The organism is Sphingobacterium sp. SG20118 (assembly GCF_044740685.1).
Lineage (GTDB): Bacteria > Bacteroidota > Bacteroidia > Sphingobacteriales > Sphingobacteriaceae > Sphingobacterium.
Window position 1 is genome coordinate 4,253,629 of sequence record NZ_CP172826.1, and the last position, 21,796, is coordinate 4,275,424.

Sequence of the window (21,796 nt, forward strand, 5' to 3'; positions counted from 1 at the left end):
TTACCAGTCTAATAATTCCAAAATACGACTCAGGTCATCTTCAGATTCAAAAGGAATCTCAATAGCTCCCTTTCCTTTGGCACTTTTCAAATTCAATTTGACACGAGAAGAAAACTTAGATGCCAAATCATCTTCAATTTTTTGAAATTGAAAAGATTTAGGTGCATTTTTATCTTTTTGTGCTTTCTTTTTATTACCGTTCTGAATCTCACGAACCAATTCTTCTGCTTTACGAACAGACAAACCCAAATCAACAATTAACTTAAAAATGTACAATTGCTTATCTACTTCTCCAACATTAATAAGTGCACGAGCATGTCCCATAGTTAACTCACCATCACGTATAGCAGCCTGAATCACAGGGGGTAACTTTAATAGGCGCAGATAATTGGTCACGGTAGAACGATTTTTGCTCACGCGCTCCCCTAATTCCTCTTGCTTAAGATTACACTCTTCTATCATACGTTGAAAACTCAAAGCCACTTCAATGGCATTCAAATTTTCACGCTGAATATTTTCAATTAAAGCCATTTCCAGCATCTGCTGGTCATTAGCAGTACGAATATAGGCTGGAATTTCGGTAATACCCGCCAACTTTGAAGCACGATAACGACGCTCTCCAGAAATTAATTGATACGCATTTTCACCAATTTTCCGAACAGTAATGGGTTGAATTAGCCCTTGTAATAAAATCGATTCAGAAAGTTCCTGTAATGCTTGTGGGTCAAAGTCCGTACGAGGTTGAAATGGATTCATTTCAATCTCATCCACATTAACCGTACTGATACTACCCGTTTCTTTGGATTTCACAGGAGTATCTACTCGGGATGTCTCCAGGTCAGAGTTTCTTTCAGGGATATCGGTACTATCATTTAATAAGGCACCTAATCCTCTTCCTAGACCTGTTTTTCGCTGTTGTGCTGCCATATTATATTGTAACTGATGAATCTAATTCTTTTAGATGTCCATTTTTATGTAAAATTTCTCGAGCCAAATTTAAATAGTTGATAGCTCCTTTGCACGATGCATCGTGCATAATGACAGAGATACCAAAACTCGGAGCCTCACTCAAACGTGTATTTCGCTGAATAATCGTCTCAAACACCAAATCCGTAAAATGTGTCTTTACTTCTTCAACTACCTGATTTGATAAGCGTAAACGAACATCATACATTGTCAATAAAATACCCTCAATTTCCAGACTAGTATTTAAACGTGTTTGTACAATTTTAATTGTATTTAACAACTTACCCAAGCCCTCTAGTGCAAAATATTCGCATTGCACTGGAATAACAACTGAATTAGATGCTGATAATGCATTGATGGTGATTAACCCTAATGAAGGAGAGCAGTCAATAATGATAAAATCATAATCATCCTTAACTTGATCTAAGATTTTTTTCATCTTATATTCACGTTCATGCATATTGATCATTTCAATTTCTGCACCAACCAGGTCAATATGAGCAGGGAGTAAATCCAAATTTGGCGTTTCTGTGGCCTGAATAGCATCACGAGGATCCAAATCATTTACCAAGCATTCGTATATACTTTCTTTGATGGTTCTTGGATCAAATCCAATTCCAGAAGTAGAGTTTGCTTGCGGATCAGCGTCAACCAATAAGGTTTTATATTCTAAAACAGCTAAACTAGCTGCCAAATTGATTGATGTTGTCGTCTTACCAACACCACCCTTTTGATTTGCAATTGATATAATTTTACCCATTCGAATGAAATTCTTTCTTTATAAAATGTCATTTTGTTCCCCTAAGGTCACAAAAAAGGATTATTCTGCTCATTCATAAATTCTTCCTGGTAAAAAAACACTTAAATGATGCATATTTCTTACTTTTGAAAGTATCTAAAGGAATAGATCCTCAAGATGCTAAGATACAAAAAATCAGGATATACATCCACTTTGTTCGGTGGGTTTTTATAAGTTACAACTAGACAATGATTTTAATAATTTCGGGAACGAATCGTCCCAAAAGTAAGACGTTAAAAGTCGCACAATACTACCAAGAGCAGTTACAGAAAAAAGGTGAAAGCTGTCAAATACTTCCTTTAACCGATCTACCTGCAGATATTATCATATCGGATTTATATGGTCAAAGAAGTGATCGATTTAAAAATATACAACAACTCGTTTCGGATGCAGATAAGTTTATTTTTGTTACACCTGAATATAACGGAAGCATTCCAGGTGTACTCAAAATCTTCATCGATGCCTGCACTTTTCCGATCAGCTTTTATCATAAAAAAGCTGCACTTGTTGGCATCTCGTCCGGACGATATGGCAATTTAAGAGGTATAGATCATTTAACAGGAATTTGCAATTATTTGCGCATGCATGTATTGCCCTTAAAGATATTCTTACCGCATATTCAAAACGAAATAAATGAAGAGAACACCTTTATTCATGAAGAAACAATAAATGCCATTCAAGAGCAAATTGATGAACTTATCAACTTCTAGAAAATATTAGAGCCCACGCTTAATCATACCAGCACTTATTTGTAAATATAATAATATGGCAAATTTTCGTATTTTGTTCAAAACCCAATCATATGAACCTTAAAATAACATACCTTATATTTTCCCTTGGATTACTATCCGCCTGTAAGCAAACTCCTCAGCATAATACCCTAAGTGCAGATGAAAAGAAAGAAGGTTGGCAATTACTTTTTAACGGAAAAGACATCCATAACTGGCATATTTACAACCAAGGAGATCAAGCATCTAAATGGGTGGTAAAAGACGATGCCATTCTATGCGACCCAACCGTAAAAACAGGGATATTCGGAGATTTAGTTTCAAATGAAACCTATCAAGATTTCGATTTGAAATTTGACTGGAAAGTTGCCAAAGGGGGCAATAGTGGTGTCTTCATCGATGTTCAAGAAGATCCTAAATACGATGCTACATTTGTTACTGGTCTTGAGATGCAACTATTAGATAATGCTAACGCAGAATCCCGTCATCAAACGGATTCGACACATTGGGCAGGATCTCTTTATGCCATAAAAAGCATCGGTTCAAATTCAAAACCCAACCCCTTCAACGAGTGGAATGAATCGCGTATCGTACAAAACAAAGGGAAGGTGAGTTTTTGGTTAAACGGTCAATTGACATTTGAAAATGTCACCAATAATCAAGAATGGAAGGATTTAATTGCCCATACAAACATGAAAAATTACCCCGATTTCGGTAAGTTCCAAAAAGGAAAAATTGCGCTTCAAAATCATACAGATGAAGTCTATTTTCGAAATATCAAAATAAAAACATTATAAAAAAAGAGAGTAGGAAATCCTGCTCTCTTTTTTATATCAAAATTAATATCCAAACAACTCTTCTAAAGTCAATTTCTTAACTTCACCAAGTTTTGCTAAATCTTCGATTTTCAAGTTCTCATCTTTGGCAACAACACAATAAATATAAGGTTTGCGACTCATTTCTTTATTGTGGAAAGTTTTCAAATCTCCAAAAGTTAATTTTGGTGCCTGCTCATAAATTTCCTTACGGATATCTGAAGAAAGACCTAATCGCTGCGCACTCAAATAATTTGATAAAATGTTTGCATTTGTGATACGGTCACTAGCCAACGATTTGACTAAACTTACTTTAGCAATTTCCAAAGCTTTTGGAGCATCAGGCAAATCATCTAACAATTCATTCATACCGACAACTGCTTCATTAAATTTATCCGCTTGAGTACCTACATAAGCACCCACCGAGTAATGATTCTCTTTTTTGATTGGAGAAGCAAAATGTGCATAAGTAGAATAGGCTAGAGCTTTAGACTCTCTAATAGTCTGAAAAACGATACTCCCCATGCCTCCTCCGAAATACATATTAAACAGCGCCACAGTAGGGCTATATTTCGGATTATATTGATCCGAATTTCTAAACCAAAATACCTCTGCTTGCTTCATATCGAAATCCGCAAATAACACTTGATTTTTCGGGGTAGGCAATTCTGCAAAGTTACTTGCCTTGCTAATAGTTGCAAAATTTGTATTCGTATTCAGGGGTTTCAATACAGCAACTAGTTGACTCGTAGTTTTAGGTCCATAATACAATATCTGATGTTTCGTATTCGCCAGTTCATGCAAAATATCAACCAGATCAGATGCTTTAATGGAATTTAACTCTTCATCTGTCAAAACATTGTTAAAAGGATTTTTAGCACCATATTTTGCATATGACCTTAACCCTTCCATAATCAAGGCTTTATTTTCTTTAGCATTCGTTCTTGATTTTTTTAAACGACCAATATATGCTTCTAATGCTCCCTGATTCCCTATACTATTTTTCAAGAGATCTTGAATTAATGCTACCGTTTGCTCAAAGTTCTCATTCAATCCTGAAATATTAATGCGGGTCTCTTCATTTCCTGAAATCACCGAGAAATCAGAAGCCAACTTATAGAATGCTTTGCTGAAATCCTCACTTGATTTATCTTTAGTTCCTAAAAACTCCAGATAATCTGCTGCAATACCCAATAACTTATTATTCCATTTCCCCATATCATAACGATAGGTCAAACTGAATAATGCATTATCATTATTCTGAACAGCGACTACATCAATACCTTTTAAAGTTGCCTTCTGGACATCTTTAGCATAATCTATCCAAACTGGGGTAATTTTACTTTCTGGCATTTCAGCAATAGTCTTAACGAAAAGCGATTGATCATCACGATTGACAACTACTGGCGTAATAGGAGGCTTCTCTACTTTGACAACACTATCATCGACACCTTTACGTTTATAAACCACAACATAATTATTATCATTCAGATATTTAGAGGCAAAATCCATAATATCCTGCTTCGTTATTTTTGTCAAGTTATCCGAATAACTCAATTCTGTTGACCAATCCACACCCGAAGTAAAAGCATCCATAAGCTCCTCAGCACGATGACTATAACTCTCATTTCGTGAAATTTCCGATTTCTTCTCATTATTCACAATTGAAGTAATCAGATCGTCAGAAAATTCTCCTCTACGCAACTTATCCAACTCTGCTAGAATCAAGGATTTTACATCGTCCAACGATTGACCTTGGCTTGGATTAGCCTGCATGATCAACATTGAATAATCTTTCAATACATATGGAAATGCTCCAGCGCCCAATAATTTTTGGGATTTCACCAAATCCAAATCAATCAAACCTGCGGAACCATTGGTAAGCATATTACCAAGTAAATTCAACATTTGAGCATCTTTAGTAGATGCACCTGGGAAACGAAATCCTAAAAATAAAAACTCAGATTCTGGCCCCTTCACTTCTCTTACCACCGGTTGTTTGATATCTTTCTCAGCATCAAACGTATAAACAGGAATATCCTTCGGTTTCATATAACTGAATGCCTGATCGATTTTTTTAACGACCTCATTTGGATCAAAATCACCAGACATAATCACCCCCATATTATTGGGGACATAGTAAGTATTAAAATATTCACGAATAGCTTTTAAAGAAGGATTCTTCAAATGTTCAACCGTTCCAATCGTTGTTTGTTTCCCATAATTGTTATTAGGAAACATGGCCTCAAACATAGCCTCTACAGATTTACGACCATCATTATCCAATCCCCTATTCTTTTCCTCATAAACAGCCTCTAATTCGGTATGAAACAACCTTAACACGGGATAACGAAAGCGCTCTGCTTGAACAGCAAGAAATTTGTCAATAACATTATTTGGAATATCCTCTGTATAAACGGTCTGTTCAAATGAGGTAAAAGCATTTGTTCCTTCAGCCCCCATCTCACTCATCAACTTATCGTACTCATTAGCTATGGCATATTTAGCTGCCTCACCGGAAACCTGGTCAATTTGTTTGTAAATTTCTTTACGTTTGGCCTCATCTGTAGTTGAATTATATTGTTCATATAATCCATCAATCTGATCAAGCAATGGTTTTTCCTTTGCCCAATCTTTTGACCCAAATTTATCTGTACCCTTAAAAAGCATATGCTCAAGGTAATGTGCTAGACCAGTATGATCAGCAGGATCCGTTTTGCTACCTGCTTTTGTAGCAATATACGCCTGAATACGAGGCACCTTTTTAGACGGGCTCAAGATTACTGTAAGACCGTTTTTTAAGGTGTAAAAACGTGAATTTGTAGGATCGTTAGTTACATAGCGATACGTATAACCACCTTCATTTGTTTCTTTCCAATCATACTTTTTCATCTGCGCAAAAGTTGTGATACTTGATAAAAAAACAAAAGCCATTATCGAAATAGATTTTAAATTCATTTCTAATATGTTTAAAAATACAATCAAATATATGAATGTTTAAAGAAAAATTCAGGTACTATTGAAACATCTTTCACAACTACAAGTAAATAATTGATCTTTTCAGACAGATTAGCTAAATTAATACGATTTAGCTAATAACCAAAAGCACTCCACTTGGTACATGATCACACACTAATGAATATAAATTATGTAGGAAATACACATAGATAGGCTTAAACAAAAAAAGCATCGAATTATCGATGCTTTTTCGTGGAGAATACTGGGTTCGAACCAGTGACCCTCTGCTTGTAAGGCAGATGCTCTGAACCAGCTGAGCTAATTCTCCTTTCTTTAAGGGTTTTGAAACACTTCTGTTTTTGTGGAGAATACTGGGTTCGAACCAGTGACCCTCTGCTTGTAAGGCAGATGCTCTGAACCAGCTGAGCTAATTCTCCTTTCTTAAGGGTTTTGAAACACTTCTGTTTTTGTGGAGAATACTGGGTTCGAACCAGTGACCCTCTGCTTGTAAGGCAGATGCTCTGAACCAGCTGAGCTAATTCTCCTTTCTTTTAGTTCCTGATATCGGTAATACCTTTCCCTAATTGCGTGTGCAAATATACTCCAAAATTTCGACTCTCAAAATTATTTGACAAGTTTTTTATAGTGAAAAACGCAATACACTAGAAGCCACGCATATAATTTTCACAATTCTTAATCATAAAATTTCCAAGAAACCCCAAATCTAATATTAGCATCATTCATCGGATAACGACGAACAGTATAATAGCCCTTCGGCATACCCAGATATTGATTAACAAAATTGCAACTCAAGAAAAGGGTCACACGTTGAATGTTCGCTGTAGTCCACACATCAAATATTGGATAAGTCGAAAACTGAAGTGCGGCATTATCATTATAGAACTGACCTGTATTAATCGAATAAGATGGTGTTGTAAATGGCGTATTAAAACGAGCATCAACACCGATATTAAAATCAACAACCTTATATAAGACATTATTATAGTACAAACTATGCCAGGTATAGATCTCAGGAGTAGCTAGAACCTTCTGTTGATCGGTTTTCTGATACACAACCAAGTTATCCAATGTAAATCTCCTGAACTTAAACTTTTGCCCTACGGACACCTTTAATAGGTTTGCAGAACCCAATTGAGCAGGTTCGATTAATTTAGAAAGTCGAGCATCACCTCCTGGATTATCGATTTCCTTAAAATAAAGGTAATTGTCCATTAGGAAGTATTCAACCTTACCCTTGAAACCAATTTTAGGATTGCTGTATTGGAATGCTAAATTCTGTGTTTTAGTTTTCTCAAGGTCGCGCTCCCATCGATGATACGTATAATTCATACGACTAAATACCATTTCAGGAGATTTATTCTGCGAATAAGCAGAAATAGTTATTTTACCCACATTAGAACTCAATAACATGTCTGCTTTTGCTTCATATAAGTAGTCTCCAAAATTATGCCCCAATACAATTTGGTTCACATTACCAGTTACATTAACGCGATCGGAAAACTTATAGCCTAATTCTCCCTTCAGCATGCCATTTTGATAGAACCTATTATTGATACCACTATCCGAATACCAATACATATCATGTTGAAAAGCTACATTCAACTTTACTTCATTCTTAAAAATAGATTTTCCTCTTAGAAAAAAGCTATATTCAAATTCATTGGATATTGAAGTAATTGAAGTAGTATCTTGTGTTAGTGTGGATGACCCATATGGAAAAGCACCATTGCCATCCGTTTCATTTTTAAAAAAATTGTATTTTTGAATCCTTACCGAACTATTATGGGCCACACTATTTGTTGGAAATATCTGCATCGTAGGCTTACCAGCATCAACCGTATCCAAACGACCAATAAACATAGATTGTCTAAGAAAAAACGAATTATCACGCCATTCATTTCGAGGTCTATTGTCTCCCAATCCATTTAAGCGTACCGGATACCGATCAGAAGACTGACCTAAGGTATCTTTAAAAATATTATTTGCTAAGACAGAAACCATTCTCTGTAGCATCCAATTTATTAAAGACCACATTAGTCAACAAGTTGTAACGATGGTTCTCAGATTCGTACCAAGCAAATAAAGCGGATTTAATATCAGAATAAGTCTGATTCGAATAGTAACCCGCTGTTTTTGTAGCATGAAACTCTCCACCAATGTTAAGCCTTGGATGAATATTCTGCGCCAAACGTGCACGAAAAACCTGATCATCAAAGAAAAAGCCAACCGTATAGAGTTCTGAAAACCTTGCGCGCGCTCTAAAATACTGTATAGAATCTGGCCGATATAAAGTACGCTCCAAGCTATGAAAGCCGCTTTGAAATCCAATGGTTTTAGTAGGTTGAAATAATAAATCGCGAGTTGCTAAACCGTAAGAGCCCAAATTAATACTTGGGTTCCACGGCAAATTCTGTTTATTATAATATTGAAAGTTTTGATGTGAAGTATCTATCTGAACAGTAGAAGTGCCCTTTTTCATCATATCCAATGTCGTATATCGAATATATTTAGCCGACAAAATCACAGAATCTTGTTTCGCATCCTCTTTTGCCCTAGCGGAATCTAAAGCACTACTCCATTCATCATTACTTTGTGCTTGAACTTGATTTACAAAACCAAGAAAACAACAAAAAATCGCTAATAAGCGCAGGGTCACCATCATTTATATTTGAACTAACATTGTTGAAAAACTATTGCAAAGCTATTAATTCTTTCAAAATTAATGTCATTTTTGGTTCAGCTTTTGCAGCGATGTCGACAATATCTTCCAAAGAAACTGGTTTCAAATCCTCATGAAAACCTTCATCTGTAATTACAGATATGGCAAAAACAGGCAAATTCATGTGATTGGCAATAATAACTTCGGGAACAGTACTCATTCCGACAATATCACCACCGATCAATCTCATGTAACGATATTCCGCTTTTGTTTCCAAATTAGGTCCAGGGGCAGAGACGTAGACCACTTCATGTGCACGAACTTCTTTTGCAGCAGCAATAGCAAGACCTTGTTTAATCATCTCTCGATTATAGGGCTGACTCATATCAGGAAATCGAGGACCAAATGCCGAGAGATTAGAACCTCGCAAAGGATTATCAGGCAATAGATTAATATGATCTGAGATAATACCCAAATCACCTTTGAGGATGTCCGGATTTAATGAGCCCGATGCATTCGAAACAAAAAGCTTCTGGATTCCTAGAACTTTCATGATACGAATCGGAAATGTAATCTCTTGCATATTATATCCTTCATAATAATGAAGCCTACCTTGCATGGCTACAACCTTGCGACCATTCAGGGTACCAAAGATCAATTTACCAGTGTGAAATTCTACAGTCGAAATGGGAAAGTTGGGGATATTAGAATACATCAAAGCGTATTCCACCTGAATCTCATCGACCAATTTACCTAAGCCAGTACCCAATATTATTCCAAAATCAGGTTGAAAATCACCTATTTTCTTGCGGATAAATCCAGCTGTTTCTTCTATCAAATGATACATACGTACAAAAAAACTAATTTAATCAAACTTAACTTAATTTTTTTGCACGTACAACACACTTAACTTATTTTAATTATGCGAAAGCTCTCTATCAGAAGCTTTACCAGGAGAGGTAAGCACTAATAGTAAGAATGTAATAAACCCATTAATAATGATCAAGTCCAATCCGATAACGTAAGGAGTATACACTTCAATCACATAAGTTTTCAGCAGATACAATATAACAGGTGATATCACACAGATATACGGCACCAATTTATCTTTAACAGCATATTTAGTTGAAATACCCAGTACAAATAAACCAAGCAATGGACCATAAGTATAGCTTGCCGCAGTAAAAATTGCATTGACGACAGAATCATTATTGATTAATTTAAATACTAAAATAACCAACAACATCACAATTGAAAATCCGAAATGCACATAATTTCGTTGCTTGACCAACGCTGGATCATTTGGATTCTCTTTCTTATTAAAATTTAAAAAATCAATACAGTATGAAGTAGTCAAGGCCGTCAGTGCCGAATCTGTAGTCGCAAAAGTTGCTGCTGTCAATCCCATCATAAAAATAATTGCAGGAAGAATTGCTAAATGATTCAATGCAATTTCAGGATATAGGTAATCTCGCGTGGCCAATTGACTAATATCAATACCATTTCGCTCCGCATAAATATATAATAAAGCCCCTACTGCCAGAAAGAAAATATTGATGACTACAAATACACTCGTAAACGTAATCATATTCTTTTGAGCCTCTTTAATCGTACCCATAGAAAGATTCTTCTGCATCAAATCTTGATCTAACCCTGTCATAGCAATCGTGACGAAAATACCACCCAAAAATTGTTTCCAAAAATTCGTTTTACTCCCTACGAAATCATCCCAGAAGAATATTTTAGAATAGCTACTTTCTTTCACCGCTTCAAAAGTATCGACAATACCAAAATCGAGTCCCTTAGCCATAAAATAGATTGATAAAATTACAGCAGTAATCAAAAATGTAGTTTGCAAGGTATCAGTCACGATAATTGTCTTTAATCCACCTTTATTAGTATAAAGCCAAATGAGCAACAAGCAAATTACTACTGTGATTGCAAATGGTATTTTCCAAGCATCAAAAATAAAATGCTGCAAAACGATAGCAACCAAATAAAGTCGAAATGCAGAACCAATCGTTCGCGAAATAAGAAAAATAGCAGCTCCCGTTTTATATGTTGTATGTCCAAAACGCTCTTCTAAATAGGTATAAATAGAAGTTAGATTCATCCTATAATATAACGGAAGTAAAACATAGGCAATAATAATAAAGCCAACTGCATTTCCCAGTACAAATTGAAAGTAGCTAAATTCTGAAGCACCTACTGCACCCGGAACTGAAATAAACGTTACACCAGATAAGGCAGTACCGATCATACCAAAGGCAACCATGTACCATTTAGAATTACGGTTAGCCACAAAAAAAGTGGAGTTGTCCGATGACCCCTTTGATGTAAAATGCGCGACGACAAGTAAAACAGCAAAGTAGATAACCAAAAAAGATAATAAAATTATTGGTGACATAAGTTTGGTTTATAATTGATTTGTGTTTAATGAGTTTCTTGGTATGCTTCTATCGCTTGGCGGACATGACCAAATTTATCTAATAAAGCTGTTGCCTCATCTTCCGTAGCATTCGTCTCATCCATGATAATACGGACACCGCGTGCAACAAGTTTATGATTTGACAACTGCATATCTACCATTTTATTTCCTTGGATTCGTCCCAATTGAATCATGATAGAAGTACTCAACATATTTAAAACTAATTTCTGGGCAGTCCCGGCTTTCATACGTGTGGAACCCGTAACAAACTCCGGCCCAACAACAACCTCGACAGGTAGTTGCGCCTCAGCAGCTATTGGAGATCCGCCATTACAAACAATACAGCCTGTTGCTAACCCCGCAGCATTTGCCGCTTTCAAACCACCTACTACATAAGGTGTAGTTCCTGATGCTGCGATACCAATGACAACATCCGTTTTATTGATGCTATACTCTGTTAAATCTTTCCATGCCTGCTCTGTATCATCTTCTGCAAACTCTACTGCTTTACGAATAGCTGTATCGCCGCCTGCGATCATTCCGATAATCCAATCAAATGGCACGCCATATGTCGGAGGGCATTCCGATGCATCCAAAACACCTAATCTTCCACTCGTACCAGCACCAATATAAAAAACACGACCTCCATTTTTCATCTTAGTAACACACTCACTAACTAATGCCTCAATTTGAGGAATAGCTTTTTCAACAGCAGCAGGAACCGTTTTATCTTCGTTATTAATATTCGTTAACAACTCCAAAACAGTCATTTTTTCTAAATCCTGGTAATTCGATTCTTTTTCGGTTGTATTTATCATTCTTTTTTGTAAATTTTCTTTAATTGTATTGTAATAACGCACGAATATCAACAAATTGATATCCCTCTCTCTTTAATTGATCTATCATTTCACCCAAACGATCATAGAATTTATCCTTTCTACGTGAGTCCGTACCCATATGTATGAGCACGATAAATCCATTTAAACCGTTAGGTTTTTTATTCTCTTTCCACAAACCCGCTTCGATATCCTCAGATGATAAATACCGCGCTCCCATTTCAGGATAACTATAATCTGCAGCAGTTCGTAATCCAGGTGTATAGTTAATAGGAATAAACCCCATCTCTCTACTCCATTTCACAATCTCTTGATTATACCATTCATAAGAAGGAATAAAATATTTATTATCGGTACCAAAACCCATTTTTTCCAATTCCTTAAAATTCATATCCAAATCATGGACAAATGAATCTTTTGTTACTAATAAATCAATCCTATTTCCCCATTCACTAAACAATAAATGTTTATCAGAATGAGCTGAAATATAATGCTTATTTTTTTTAATTTCATTCACAACAGATCGAAATTTTGTTGTTCTCAAAAAATCTCCTGTCAAAAAAAACGACCCTTTTATTGATCTACTCTTTAATGTATTGAGTACACTTAATCCACCCTCAGCTAAATCATGTCCTGTAAAGACAAGAGCAATCTGCTTTTGCAAACTATCCCCCCTCACGATTGCTCCGTAGGCGTCCGTTACTACTTTTTTACTTGAGGCTCCTCGATTGCCTTTTGCTCTTGAGATGCCAACAAATATATTAAAGATGCAGTCCCATCCATTGTCGGTTCATTTGTACTATAATCTCCGTAGTCATCGTGATAAACAACTAAATCACTTTGAAATGGAGCATATAAATCCTCATTCAATAACTTTATACCAATCAAATTACGATAAGTCGATGTCATAATAGGCCCATCAACCAACCCGCCATCAATCGGAAAATTCTTCAAATGGGTAAAAGCAGAATGTGGATTAACTGGCGTATCTCCCCAAGAAGGTAAGCCATAAACCATACTTGTACCCCAAGGGTTTGTCCCAAACAACCAATCGATATTTGCTTGTGCCAATTCATCATACTGCACATCACTTGTCAACTCTTTATACCATAAACATTGAATAGCAAAGGATACCGTCAAATTATTACTGCACCAAATAAAAGGTACCCCTCTATAAAATGCATTTTTTTCCGCTCTAGCAAAAACCTGCTCTATTCCTGATTTATAATATGAGACAATTTCCTCGCGATCATTGCCTTTTAACTGTTTACCCAGTTCATAGTGACCTAGATTAATAAATGGATACCATTGATAATGCGCAGCTGTATCAGTCGTCATCCAAGGAGTAATTTTTTCTTGTCTCGCATATCCCATCGATTCTTTTAAAAACTTCTTATTGTTAGTCGCTCCATAAAACATTGCTCCTGCCAACTCCATATCATCCACCCAATTATCCTCAGCATAGATATATGGAGATTTTACTGATACCGTTTGTGTTACCCCTGGTTTTATTAATGCAAAACTATAGGCCGTCTTCGCTTTTTTAGCCAGGGTTTTCGCATACTTTTTATCATCGCCCCCAAATAATGAACTACCAAGATGAAATGCACTCGAAAATTTTGCTGCTGTAGAGCTTGTACCTGTCGTATTATTCATAAATTTCCCACGTTGCTGTGGTTCACCATCAATAAAATAAACAGGCCGTTCGTATCCCCTTCCATAGAAAGGGTCTTCTCCAGGCATCCTCATATTCGTGTGGTCCCGATCATCTGCAATCTGATTAAACATTAAGTTTGGCGCAGGATGCATTTTAATCAACCAATCCAACCCCCATTTTGCCTCGTCCAGGACATCAGCACGCCCATTTTCCCCATCTAACCCATTTGCTTGCTTCTGATCGCCAAACACATTTGGAAAATCACGGTAGGCAGCCAACAGATGATAAGTTGCATTTGCTGAGGTGGTCGAGTACTGCAAGTAATCAGAAGCATCATGCCAACCTCCACCTGCATCAATTTGCGTACTATCAGCGATCCCCACTTTGTTTGCATGCAAAACAAACCCATCATGTGTATGGCAACTATCTTGTAGGTATGGATTAAAAAGTGTTCTTTGCTGACGCATATAACGGAGAGCAAAATCCGCAGCTCCTTTGTAAACATCTTTTCCAATCTTAAAAACAGGAGATTTCACATCTCCAACCTTTAAATAGTAAGACCCTGTATCGCGATAAGCTGAGAAATCAAACCTAAAACTCTGTACAAATGGGCCATACGAACCAAAATCTTTACCTATAGTATTAGAAAATACGCGTTTCTGCGTTTTCACATCAATCAACTCAAACTGTATGTAGTTCCCCTTTTCCTTTCCCCCAAATACAGCAACCTTTATTCCTGAAGGTGTATACCCTAATTGGTTTACTCTAATCCATGCCTGTTCTTGCGCTTTCGCAAAGTTAAAAACAAAACATGCAAAAACAAGCATAAAAACTCGTTGTAAATGTAATAAGTTTTGTGTACTTAATTTCATAATTTAGAACTTTTATAAAGTTAAAACTTTAGTTTAACAATTTTACCATCCATTGTACTGCAGACGATCTCTTTATTACCCAAAACAAGCATTGGATTGACCATGCCATTCGAAATTTTATACTGCCATAAAACAGCACCCGATTTAGCATCAACAGCTGACAACAATCCTGAATGACTCGGTACAAAAACAATTTTTCCATTTGTAGCTACAGCTGATGGGGTCAATTCGTAAGGAAGTTTTAAACTTGATTTCCATGACACTTGCATTTCACGTCCTTTTGTTGAAACACCAAGCAAATCACCGTCCATCGTTTTCACATAAACATATTTATGATTAGCAGAAAGCCCCATAGACTCTCTCACCCGGATAGGATCTTTCTTCTCTCTCCATATCACCTTTCCATCTCTCGCATTTAATGCGGTCATAAAGCGATCTGGAGCGACTACAAAAATGGTATTATTCACTGCGACAGGATAACAAGCTGCTGCTGAAAACATACGATTAGCATGACCATTGTTCCATTCCCATTCCAAAGCTCCTGACTTAGCATTTAAAGCATAAAAACCATTACCCCATGAACCAAAAATAATTAAACCTTTATAGTAGGTCGGAAGTGTAGACACATAACCTTTTACGCCATTGAAGTTCCATTTCTGCTTTCCAGTCATGACCTCCAGCGCTCTGAAAACCCCATCTGATCCACCAATATATGCTGTACCATGATGAATCAAAGGCGACCCCAACACCGCCTTTTCTGTTTTGACTTTCCATTTCAACAAGCCAGTCTCCGCATCCAATCCATAGATATGATGATCAGAAGAACCAACCACTGTAACGCCTTTCCATGTAGCAGGTGTAGCATAAACTTTACCCCCAGTTTTGAATGACCACTTCTTTTCCCCTGTCTTACTATCTAAAGCAAAAATTTCACCTGAAGTATTTGCTGTTATAAGCAAGTTCTTATAAAGAGACATTCCAGCTCCAATATCACTTGCATCTTGAAATTCCCAATCTACAGCAACTTGCGCTGCATATTTATCATTGACAGTGTAATTTGGTCGAGGATATTTTGTTTTATCCAATTCAAAGTGATGGTTCTTTAATGCAATCACTGCCCAAGGATCCAAATATATCCCCTCAACTGTACGTTCTTGATAAGTAGCCTTACCCTGGTCTATTGTCACAATATTATAACCCCCAAATTCGCTTTTTGCTCGCAAGTTCGACCTACCCATTACACCCGGGATTCCTTCCCAATCATATACTTTATTCGTATGCCCATGTCCACAAAAAGCCAACTGTACATTTCTAGACTTCACCCGATCCAAAGCTTCAAACCAATTATTCAAAGAAGAATCTTGTGGATAATGATTGATATAAATTAAGGGAGTATTACGATCAGGATTCGCATTAAAAATAGAGTCCATCCAAACCAGATTCTCTCGCGGAATCTGACCTGGGCTCATCCGCATATTCGGTCCTGAGTTCGTCCCCAAAAACATAAAACCTTTGTGTTTAAAAAAAAACGTTTCTCCTCCAAAAACACGTCGGAAACTATTAGCTCCATTTTCAGACCAATTACCATCATGGTTACCAGGAATCACATACCACGGCAATACAAGACTATCTAAAATTCGCTTTGCCAACTCCAACTCATCATCTGCTCCAAATTCGGTAATATCACCCGATAGAATAACAAAGTCAATATCTTTTAACGTATTAAGATCCTTTACCGTACGGCGTAAATCCTCTTCTCCTGTAGCACCACCAACATGTGTATCTGTAACATGCGCAAATTTGAAAGTTTGCGCATTCAAGAAATTAAAGGCAAAAATCAACGTACAAATAATACTATAGGTTCTCTTCATCATATTAAGAATTAGTTATTAAGGTAAATATACGAAACTATGCGTGTTTATGCGATATTTATAATAAAATTGGCATAAAAAAAGGGTCATCTAAAATAGATGGCCCTTTTTATGCTATGAATCGATTACCAACCTGGATTTTGATTTAAGGTAACACCATGATCTGCGTACAATGCAATCTGATCTATTGGAATCGGATTCAAATAATACTTATCCAAAACCACACGTTTATTGACAAAAGATGGAATGATATAACCTTTAATACCATCTCCATCAACGAATACACCTTTTAAACCATTCGGATATTTTGAAAGATCTAAATATGCTCCACGATTAATAGAGGGGTGTTTATCTGTATCTGCGTATGTTAATTTTTTCCATCGACGTAAATCATCTAATCGCAGTCCTTCAAAAATAAGTTCAGATCGTCTTTCTCTACGTACTTCCCAAATTATACTTGACACATCTGCATCACGTTTAGGGTCATCATAAATAACACCTTCAACAGCAGGATTATCACCTATTATTTGCAAAGCTGGAAGATCAACACCATTACGAGAACGCAATTTGTTAATAGAGATATCCAAATCTTGTTGCGTTAAAATACCCAACTCTGCTGCAGCTTCTGCATAATTAACCAACACCTCTCCATAACGTAAAATTGGAGCATCAGTAATATTTAAATAACTGGAACCCAATACATCATCTTTCAACTTATCATTCAAGAATTTTCTAGTCGAGTAACCCGAACTTGAATAATTAGCTACGACACTCATTAATCTTAATTCAGGAACAACAATTGCAGATAGACGTCCATCACGATTAGCAAGAACATCACCTACAGAAAGATCACCCTTATATACTTTTGACTTACCAATCGGTAAACCATCCTTTGCTAAGTAATTATCAATGGCATCCTTAGAAATACCTGACTGTGCCTCTTTATTATTATAAGACATCAATGCATGTTGCAAAACACCATTCACATATTCTTTAAACAAAATCATCTCCGAATGACCAACTAAAGATTCCGAAGAGAATAAAGCACGATAGTCCGAACCCAAAGAAAATTTACCTGATTTAATAATTTCTTCAGATGCCCATTTCGAAGCCTCTAGATAAGCCTTGGCCTTTTCTTTATCAATATCATGATATTTCAACCAAGTCCCCTCAAATAAGAAAACCCGAGACATATATGCCAATACCACATACTTATTGACAGCCTGTTTATCTGCACCGTCCGCAGCACGAACATTTTCAGCTGCAAATTTAAAATCTGCCAACACTTTATCCATCACAAAAGTTCTCGAATCTTTGTTACGATAGAGATCTGCATCATTTTCGGTCATTACGTGATCGATATACGGCACATCCCCAAAACTGTTGACAAAATTAGCATACTCAAGAGCACGAAAAAAACGACCTATTCCAGACCAATGATTTTTAGCTTCTTCCGATATGGGAGCGATTGGTACACTCTCAATAAACTGGTTCGCTTTTCTAATCCTTGAATAATAAGATTTTGTTCCCGCCACCGTTTGCGATGTCGGTAAAGCTGGTGACCATCCACCACCAGAAGTAGGGACATTTAAGGTAAATTCTGCCGGTGAAGTTGGGGCAAAATCATCATTCAAACTTTGACCTGAAAAATAAATTCCCCAAGTGTTATTTTTTCCATAACCCTTAAAATAAGAATTATAAAAACCGTAAGTATAAGTTCTTACATTATTTTCAGAAGACCAAAATGCAGGGTCTGACAATTGATCCAGAGGTTCCTTTACCAAAAAATCATTGCCCAAGAAATCTTTGGAACACGAACTGAACCCCAAAAGACTTACAATAGCTATATATTTTAAATATTTCATGTTACTAAAATGTTAATTGAACTCCAAAAGAAAAAGTTCTACGATATGGATACGAACGACCAAATGAGTTTTTATCATTTTTACCTTTTACTGTATAATCAGTCTCTGGATCAATTGGAACATCCAAATTTGTTATTTCAAATAGATTCTCACCAGAGAAGAAAATACGAGCTTTCTGAAATTTCGCTCTTTTAACAACCTCTTCAGGTAAAGAATAACCAAAGGTTAAGTTCTTTAGACGAACGTAAGACATATTCATCAAATATCTACTCTGTGGCATTGCATTGAATATTTCATTGCTCTGCAATTGATCTGTCGGACGGTAATAATAAGCATCGGTATTTTCCGGTGTCCAATAATCCATTTGATAATCGTACCATGCTTCACCTGGACGCCAGCCTGGGATAGCTAATGCTCCACCTGCCCATACACTACGCTCACCTACACCTTGTACAAAGACCCCTAAGTCAAAGCCTTTATAATTAAAATCTGCACGGAAACCATATTGGTATCTAGGTGTTGTATTTCCAAGAATTTTACGATCCCCTGGATTTTCCACCGTTCCATCACCCACACCAATCACACCGTCGCCATTCAGATCCTTGTACTTTACATCTCCAGGCCCATATTTCAAGGTTGCTGTCTCATAATATGATTGAGAAGGAATACCACCATTTAAGATGTATTGACCTGAATTATCTTTTGTAAAATCACCTTCTTGAAACAATCGATCGGTTTCATAACCCCAGATTTCTCCAATCATCTTACCCGCATAATTTGAAGACAAACCTGATGCATATACAAGTGCAGAACCATCGTATTTAGAGATTTTCTCTGTGTAATCAGATAACTGACCTGACAATCGCATGCCTAAACCATTTGAAAATTGGTGGTTATACGCTAACTCCAATTCCCAACCGTTGGTTTGCATTTCACCAAAATTCCGCAATGGAGACGGTGCTCCAAAACTAGCAGGTTGCATTACTCCCCCTGTGATTAAATCTGAAACAGTACGTCTATATTTATTGAACGTTACATTCAACTTGTTTTTGAAGAACACCGCATCAAAACCGATTTCTTTAGTCGTCACCGTCTCCCAAGTAAGATCTTCCGATACAACAGAAGGAGTCGTCATCGTCACTTTATTCTCCCCATTAATTACCCAATCCGAAACATCCGTTCTTAAAGTAGATAGGTATAATGAATTAGGAACAGTCTGATTACCAACACTACCAATAGAAGCTCGTATCTTGAAGAAATCCAAAAATGACTTGGACCAATCCATATAATCTTCTTTCGAAACAACATACCCCAAAGATGCTGCAGGGAAAAACCCCCAAGTATTTGCTTTATTAAAACGAGACGAACCATCTTTACGAGCAAGGACCTCTACTAAATATTTATCTGCAAAATCATAGTTTATACGACCAAAAAAGCCCAAAGTAGACCAATGTGATGCTTCAGAACCAGCAGTTATCGTTCCGTCAGCCAAGCCTATTTGAGGAAATGCAGGATCTAATAAACCCAATCTCTGAGAATATACCATATCTGCATTATACAGTTCAGCATTTGCACCAGCCATAACCTTAAAATTATGTTGATTTAGACTTTTACTGAAAGTAGCATATAAGTTTCCGACATGACGATCATTAAAACCACGTTGAATCTTGACCCTATTAAATTGCTCCGAAGTCCATGTTGATTGTTTGAAACCACCTAAATTCCAAAAATCATACCCAGAAACAGAACCACCATTTTCATTGTATTTATTTGTAAACGAGGTGTATGAATAATCTCCATCTATAACCAAACCCGGTAGAATCGTAGCTTTTGCTCCAAAAGTAAAACGGGCCATATTATCCTTTGTCAGATTCATATTAGCTTGCTCCGTTTCAGTAATCGCGTTACGAGTACCTACGCCATCAATTGTTCCATAAGGGTAGTTTCTTTGCCATCTATATAAATAAAACCACGGGTCATAAGTTTCAGAAGTATTAAAGATAAATGGTTTAGTTACATCCGAAGCTGAGTACAATACTTTAGCATACCCTGTCAACCAGCTGGTAATATCCGCATTAACCCCTAAGTTAAAATTATAACGATTATATTTATCAGAGTTGACTTTCAAAACACCAGACTGACTCACTAATCCAAATCCTGCATTGTAATTCACTTTTTCAGATCCACCTGCAATGCTTAAATTGTGATTTTGTTGTGGAGTAAAATCTTTCATAAAAAGATCTTCTGCATCCCATGATCGATGAACATATAGATTTCCGTCCTTTACTTCATAATCGCGTCCTTCCAACATATCACTACCAAGATCCTGACCTTCATACAACTGATTCCATTCTCTCATCTTATCAATGGCATAATCATCATAACGAATACCAAGATTTGAATAGCCCGCTAGCGCAGGGTTCGTTCTTTGCATAGCCAAGAGACCCGCACGAACACCTTCTGGAGCTGACGCCAATTTTGGCGTAGTTGTAGGTTTCTGCCAAGCAAAATTATTAGAATAATTGATACTTGTCTTTGTATTGCGTTTGCCGGATTTTGTCTTAATTAATACGACACCCCAAGCTGCTCTTGAACCGTAAATCGCAGCTGAAGCATCTTTAATAACAGACATAGACTCAATATCTGTAGGGTTTATCATCGACAAGCTCGGTACCTCGACACCATCTACCAAGATTAAAGGAGAAGCACCACCACTTGTTTGTAAAGAACCACTCACACCACGCAATCTGATTTGTGGATCACCACCTAAATCACCACTGGGGCTTGAAATTGTCAAACCAGAAACCGCACCTTGCAACGCTCTACCAGCATCGGTAATCGGACGCGTTTCAAAAGTTTTAGCTGCATCTACAGTTGTAACAGATCCTGTAACATTTGATCTCTTCTGACTACCATAACCAACAACAACAACCTCGTCTAAAGCCAGATTATCTTCCTGAAGTATGATATTAATCGTATTTGAAGAAACTACCACATCTTGCGAAACGTAACCAATAGAAGAAAATCTCAGTTTGCTACCAACAGTAGCCGTAATTTTGAATTGACCTTGAGCATCAGTTTTAGTAGCGGCAGTTCCTCCAATAACTACTACACTCACCTCCGACATTGGCCCATCTGGTCCTGTCACTACTCCTTGAACTGCATTTTGAAGTGCAGATTTGGATGAAGCTAGAAGTGACTGTGTTACTTTAGGATTATTCAGAACACTCTCTTTGCTTACATTACTGAAAGACTTGGAAGGCGCACTCAATCCCACTGCAACAGAAAATAGTATAAATTTTCTCATTGTATTGTAGCGTT

15 protein-coding genes and 3 tRNA genes are annotated in these 21,796 nt (G+C 36.8%); 2 read left to right on the forward strand and 16 right to left on the reverse strand.

The genetic code is table 11. From position 1 onward, the window contains the following. Both ACFX5U_RS19565 and ACFX5U_RS19570 read right to left on the reverse strand, forming a co-directional pair. Positions 1-927, reverse strand: coding sequence for a ParB/RepB/Spo0J family partition protein (locus ACFX5U_RS19565; protein WP_038701213.1), 927 nt, complete (start codon positions 925-927; stop codon positions 1-3). A 1-nt stretch (position 928) separates the two neighbouring features. Then, positions 929-1,726 carry a ParA family protein gene (locus ACFX5U_RS19570; RefSeq protein ID WP_038701215.1) on the reverse strand — a complete coding sequence of 266 codons (798 nt, stop codon included), beginning with the start codon at positions 1,724-1,726 and terminating at the stop codon, positions 929-931. A 227-nt stretch (positions 1,727-1,953) separates the two neighbouring features. Between ACFX5U_RS19570 and ACFX5U_RS19575 the strand changes: the two genes are divergently transcribed. Then, on the forward strand, positions 1,954-2,475 hold the full coding sequence (locus ACFX5U_RS19575) for an NADPH-dependent FMN reductase (protein WP_038701217.1): 522 nt from the start codon (positions 1,954-1,956) through the stop codon (positions 2,473-2,475). 92 nt (positions 2,476-2,567) lie between these two features. After that, complete coding sequence (locus ACFX5U_RS19580) at positions 2,568-3,290, forward strand: DUF1080 domain-containing protein (RefSeq protein ID WP_038701219.1); 723 nt, start codon at positions 2,568-2,570, stop codon at positions 3,288-3,290. Between the two features lie 42 nt (positions 3,291-3,332). Here ACFX5U_RS19580 and ACFX5U_RS19585 read toward each other — a convergent pair whose 3' ends face one another. The 14 genes from ACFX5U_RS19585 to ACFX5U_RS19650 all read right to left on the reverse strand — a co-directional run bounded on the left by ACFX5U_RS19585 (position 3,333) and on the right by ACFX5U_RS19650 (position 21,782). Then, a complete protein-coding gene (locus ACFX5U_RS19585; protein ID WP_400261806.1) occupies positions 3,333-6,266 on the reverse strand; it encodes an insulinase family protein in 2,934 nt (977 codons plus the stop codon). Between the two features lie 253 nt (positions 6,267-6,519). After that, positions 6,520-6,594, reverse strand: a tRNA-Val gene (locus ACFX5U_RS19590). Positions 6,595-6,628: 34 nt separating this feature from the next. Further along, a tRNA-Val gene (locus ACFX5U_RS19595) sits at positions 6,629-6,703 on the reverse strand. A gap of 33 nt (positions 6,704-6,736) precedes the next feature. Beyond that, positions 6,737-6,811: transfer RNA gene (locus ACFX5U_RS19600), tRNA-Val, on the reverse strand. Between the two features lie 148 nt (positions 6,812-6,959). After that, on the reverse strand, positions 6,960-8,300 hold the full coding sequence (locus ACFX5U_RS19605; RefSeq protein WP_400261807.1) for a putative porin: 1,341 nt from the start codon (positions 8,298-8,300) through the stop codon (positions 6,960-6,962). Next, complete coding sequence (locus ACFX5U_RS19610; RefSeq protein WP_400261808.1) at positions 8,266-8,949, reverse strand: putative porin; 684 nt, start codon at positions 8,947-8,949, stop codon at positions 8,266-8,268. Before ACFX5U_RS19610 ends, ACFX5U_RS19605 begins: the two co-directional genes overlap by 35 nt. A gap of 28 nt (positions 8,950-8,977) precedes the next feature. Further along, on the reverse strand, positions 8,978-9,793 hold the full coding sequence (locus tag ACFX5U_RS19615; RefSeq protein WP_280565168.1) for a purine-nucleoside phosphorylase: 816 nt from the start codon (positions 9,791-9,793) through the stop codon (positions 8,978-8,980). A 69-nt stretch (positions 9,794-9,862) separates the two neighbouring features. Then, complete coding sequence (locus ACFX5U_RS19620) at positions 9,863-11,353, reverse strand: sodium:solute symporter (RefSeq protein ID WP_280565165.1); 1,491 nt, start codon at positions 11,351-11,353, stop codon at positions 9,863-9,865. A 26-nt stretch (positions 11,354-11,379) separates the two neighbouring features. Next, a complete protein-coding gene (gene murQ / locus ACFX5U_RS19625; protein ID WP_038703079.1) occupies positions 11,380-12,192 on the reverse strand; it encodes an N-acetylmuramic acid 6-phosphate etherase in 813 nt (270 codons plus the stop codon). Between the two features lie 19 nt (positions 12,193-12,211). After that, positions 12,212-12,874 carry a polysaccharide deacetylase family protein gene (locus tag ACFX5U_RS19630; RefSeq protein ID WP_280565161.1) on the reverse strand — a complete coding sequence of 221 codons (663 nt, stop codon included), beginning with the start codon at positions 12,872-12,874 and terminating at the stop codon, positions 12,212-12,214. Positions 12,875-12,912: 38 nt separating this feature from the next. Continuing rightward, positions 12,913-14,739, reverse strand: a complete 1,827-nt coding sequence (locus ACFX5U_RS19635) for a glycoside hydrolase family 9 protein (protein WP_280565159.1) — start codon at positions 14,737-14,739, stop codon at positions 12,913-12,915. 20 nt (positions 14,740-14,759) lie between these two features. Beyond that, positions 14,760-16,613 carry a PQQ-binding-like beta-propeller repeat protein gene (locus ACFX5U_RS19640; protein WP_280565157.1) on the reverse strand — a complete coding sequence of 618 codons (1,854 nt, stop codon included), beginning with the start codon at positions 16,611-16,613 and terminating at the stop codon, positions 14,760-14,762. A gap of 122 nt (positions 16,614-16,735) precedes the next feature. After that, positions 16,736-18,475, reverse strand: a complete 1,740-nt coding sequence (locus ACFX5U_RS19645) for a RagB/SusD family nutrient uptake outer membrane protein (protein WP_038701229.1) — start codon at positions 18,473-18,475, stop codon at positions 16,736-16,738. Positions 18,476-18,479: 4 nt separating this feature from the next. Further along, positions 18,480-21,782, reverse strand: a complete 3,303-nt coding sequence (locus ACFX5U_RS19650) for a SusC/RagA family TonB-linked outer membrane protein (protein ID WP_400261809.1) — start codon at positions 21,780-21,782, stop codon at positions 18,480-18,482. Between the last annotated feature and the right edge of the window lie 14 nt (positions 21,783-21,796).

What these genes read in the sequence shown, in the direction of transcription:
- ACFX5U_RS19565 (WP_038701213.1), bottom strand. Translation starts at nt 927, where the DNA reads ATGGCAGCACAACAGCGAAAAACAGGTCTAGGAAGAGGATTAGGTGCC.
- ACFX5U_RS19615 (WP_280565168.1), bottom strand. Translation starts at nt 9,793, where the DNA reads ATGTATCATTTGATAGAAGAAACAGCTGGATTTATCCGCAAGAAAATA.
- ACFX5U_RS19635 (WP_280565159.1), bottom strand. Translation starts at nt 14,739, where the DNA reads ATGAAATTAAGTACACAAAACTTATTACATTTACAACGAGTTTTTATG.
- ACFX5U_RS19620 (WP_280565165.1), bottom strand. Translation starts at nt 11,353, where the DNA reads ATGTCACCAATAATTTTATTATCTTTTTTGGTTATCTACTTTGCTGTT.
- murQ (WP_038703079.1), bottom strand. Translation starts at nt 12,192, where the DNA reads ATGATAAATACAACCGAAAAAGAATCGAATTACCAGGATTTAGAAAAA.
- ACFX5U_RS19650 (WP_400261809.1), bottom strand. Translation starts at nt 21,782, where the DNA reads ATGAGAAAATTTATACTATTTTCTGTTGCAGTGGGATTGAGTGCGCCT.
- ACFX5U_RS19580 (WP_038701219.1), top strand. Translation starts at nt 2,568, where the DNA reads ATGAACCTTAAAATAACATACCTTATATTTTCCCTTGGATTACTATCC.
- ACFX5U_RS19640 (WP_280565157.1), bottom strand. Translation starts at nt 16,613, where the DNA reads ATGATGAAGAGAACCTATAGTATTATTTGTACGTTGATTTTTGCCTTT.
- ACFX5U_RS19570 (WP_038701215.1), bottom strand. Translation starts at nt 1,726, where the DNA reads ATGGGTAAAATTATATCAATTGCAAATCAAAAGGGTGGTGTTGGTAAG.
- ACFX5U_RS19610 (WP_400261808.1), bottom strand. Translation starts at nt 8,949, where the DNA reads ATGATGGTGACCCTGCGCTTATTAGCGATTTTTTGTTGTTTTCTTGGT.
- ACFX5U_RS19645 (WP_038701229.1), bottom strand. Translation starts at nt 18,475, where the DNA reads ATGAAATATTTAAAATATATAGCTATTGTAAGTCTTTTGGGGTTCAGT.
- ACFX5U_RS19575 (WP_038701217.1), top strand. Translation starts at nt 1,954, where the DNA reads ATGATTTTAATAATTTCGGGAACGAATCGTCCCAAAAGTAAGACGTTA.
- ACFX5U_RS19605 (WP_400261807.1), bottom strand. Translation starts at nt 8,300, where the DNA reads ATGCTACAGAGAATGGTTTCTGTCTTAGCAAATAATATTTTTAAAGAT.
- ACFX5U_RS19585 (WP_400261806.1), bottom strand. Translation starts at nt 6,266, where the DNA reads ATGAATTTAAAATCTATTTCGATAATGGCTTTTGTTTTTTTATCAAGT.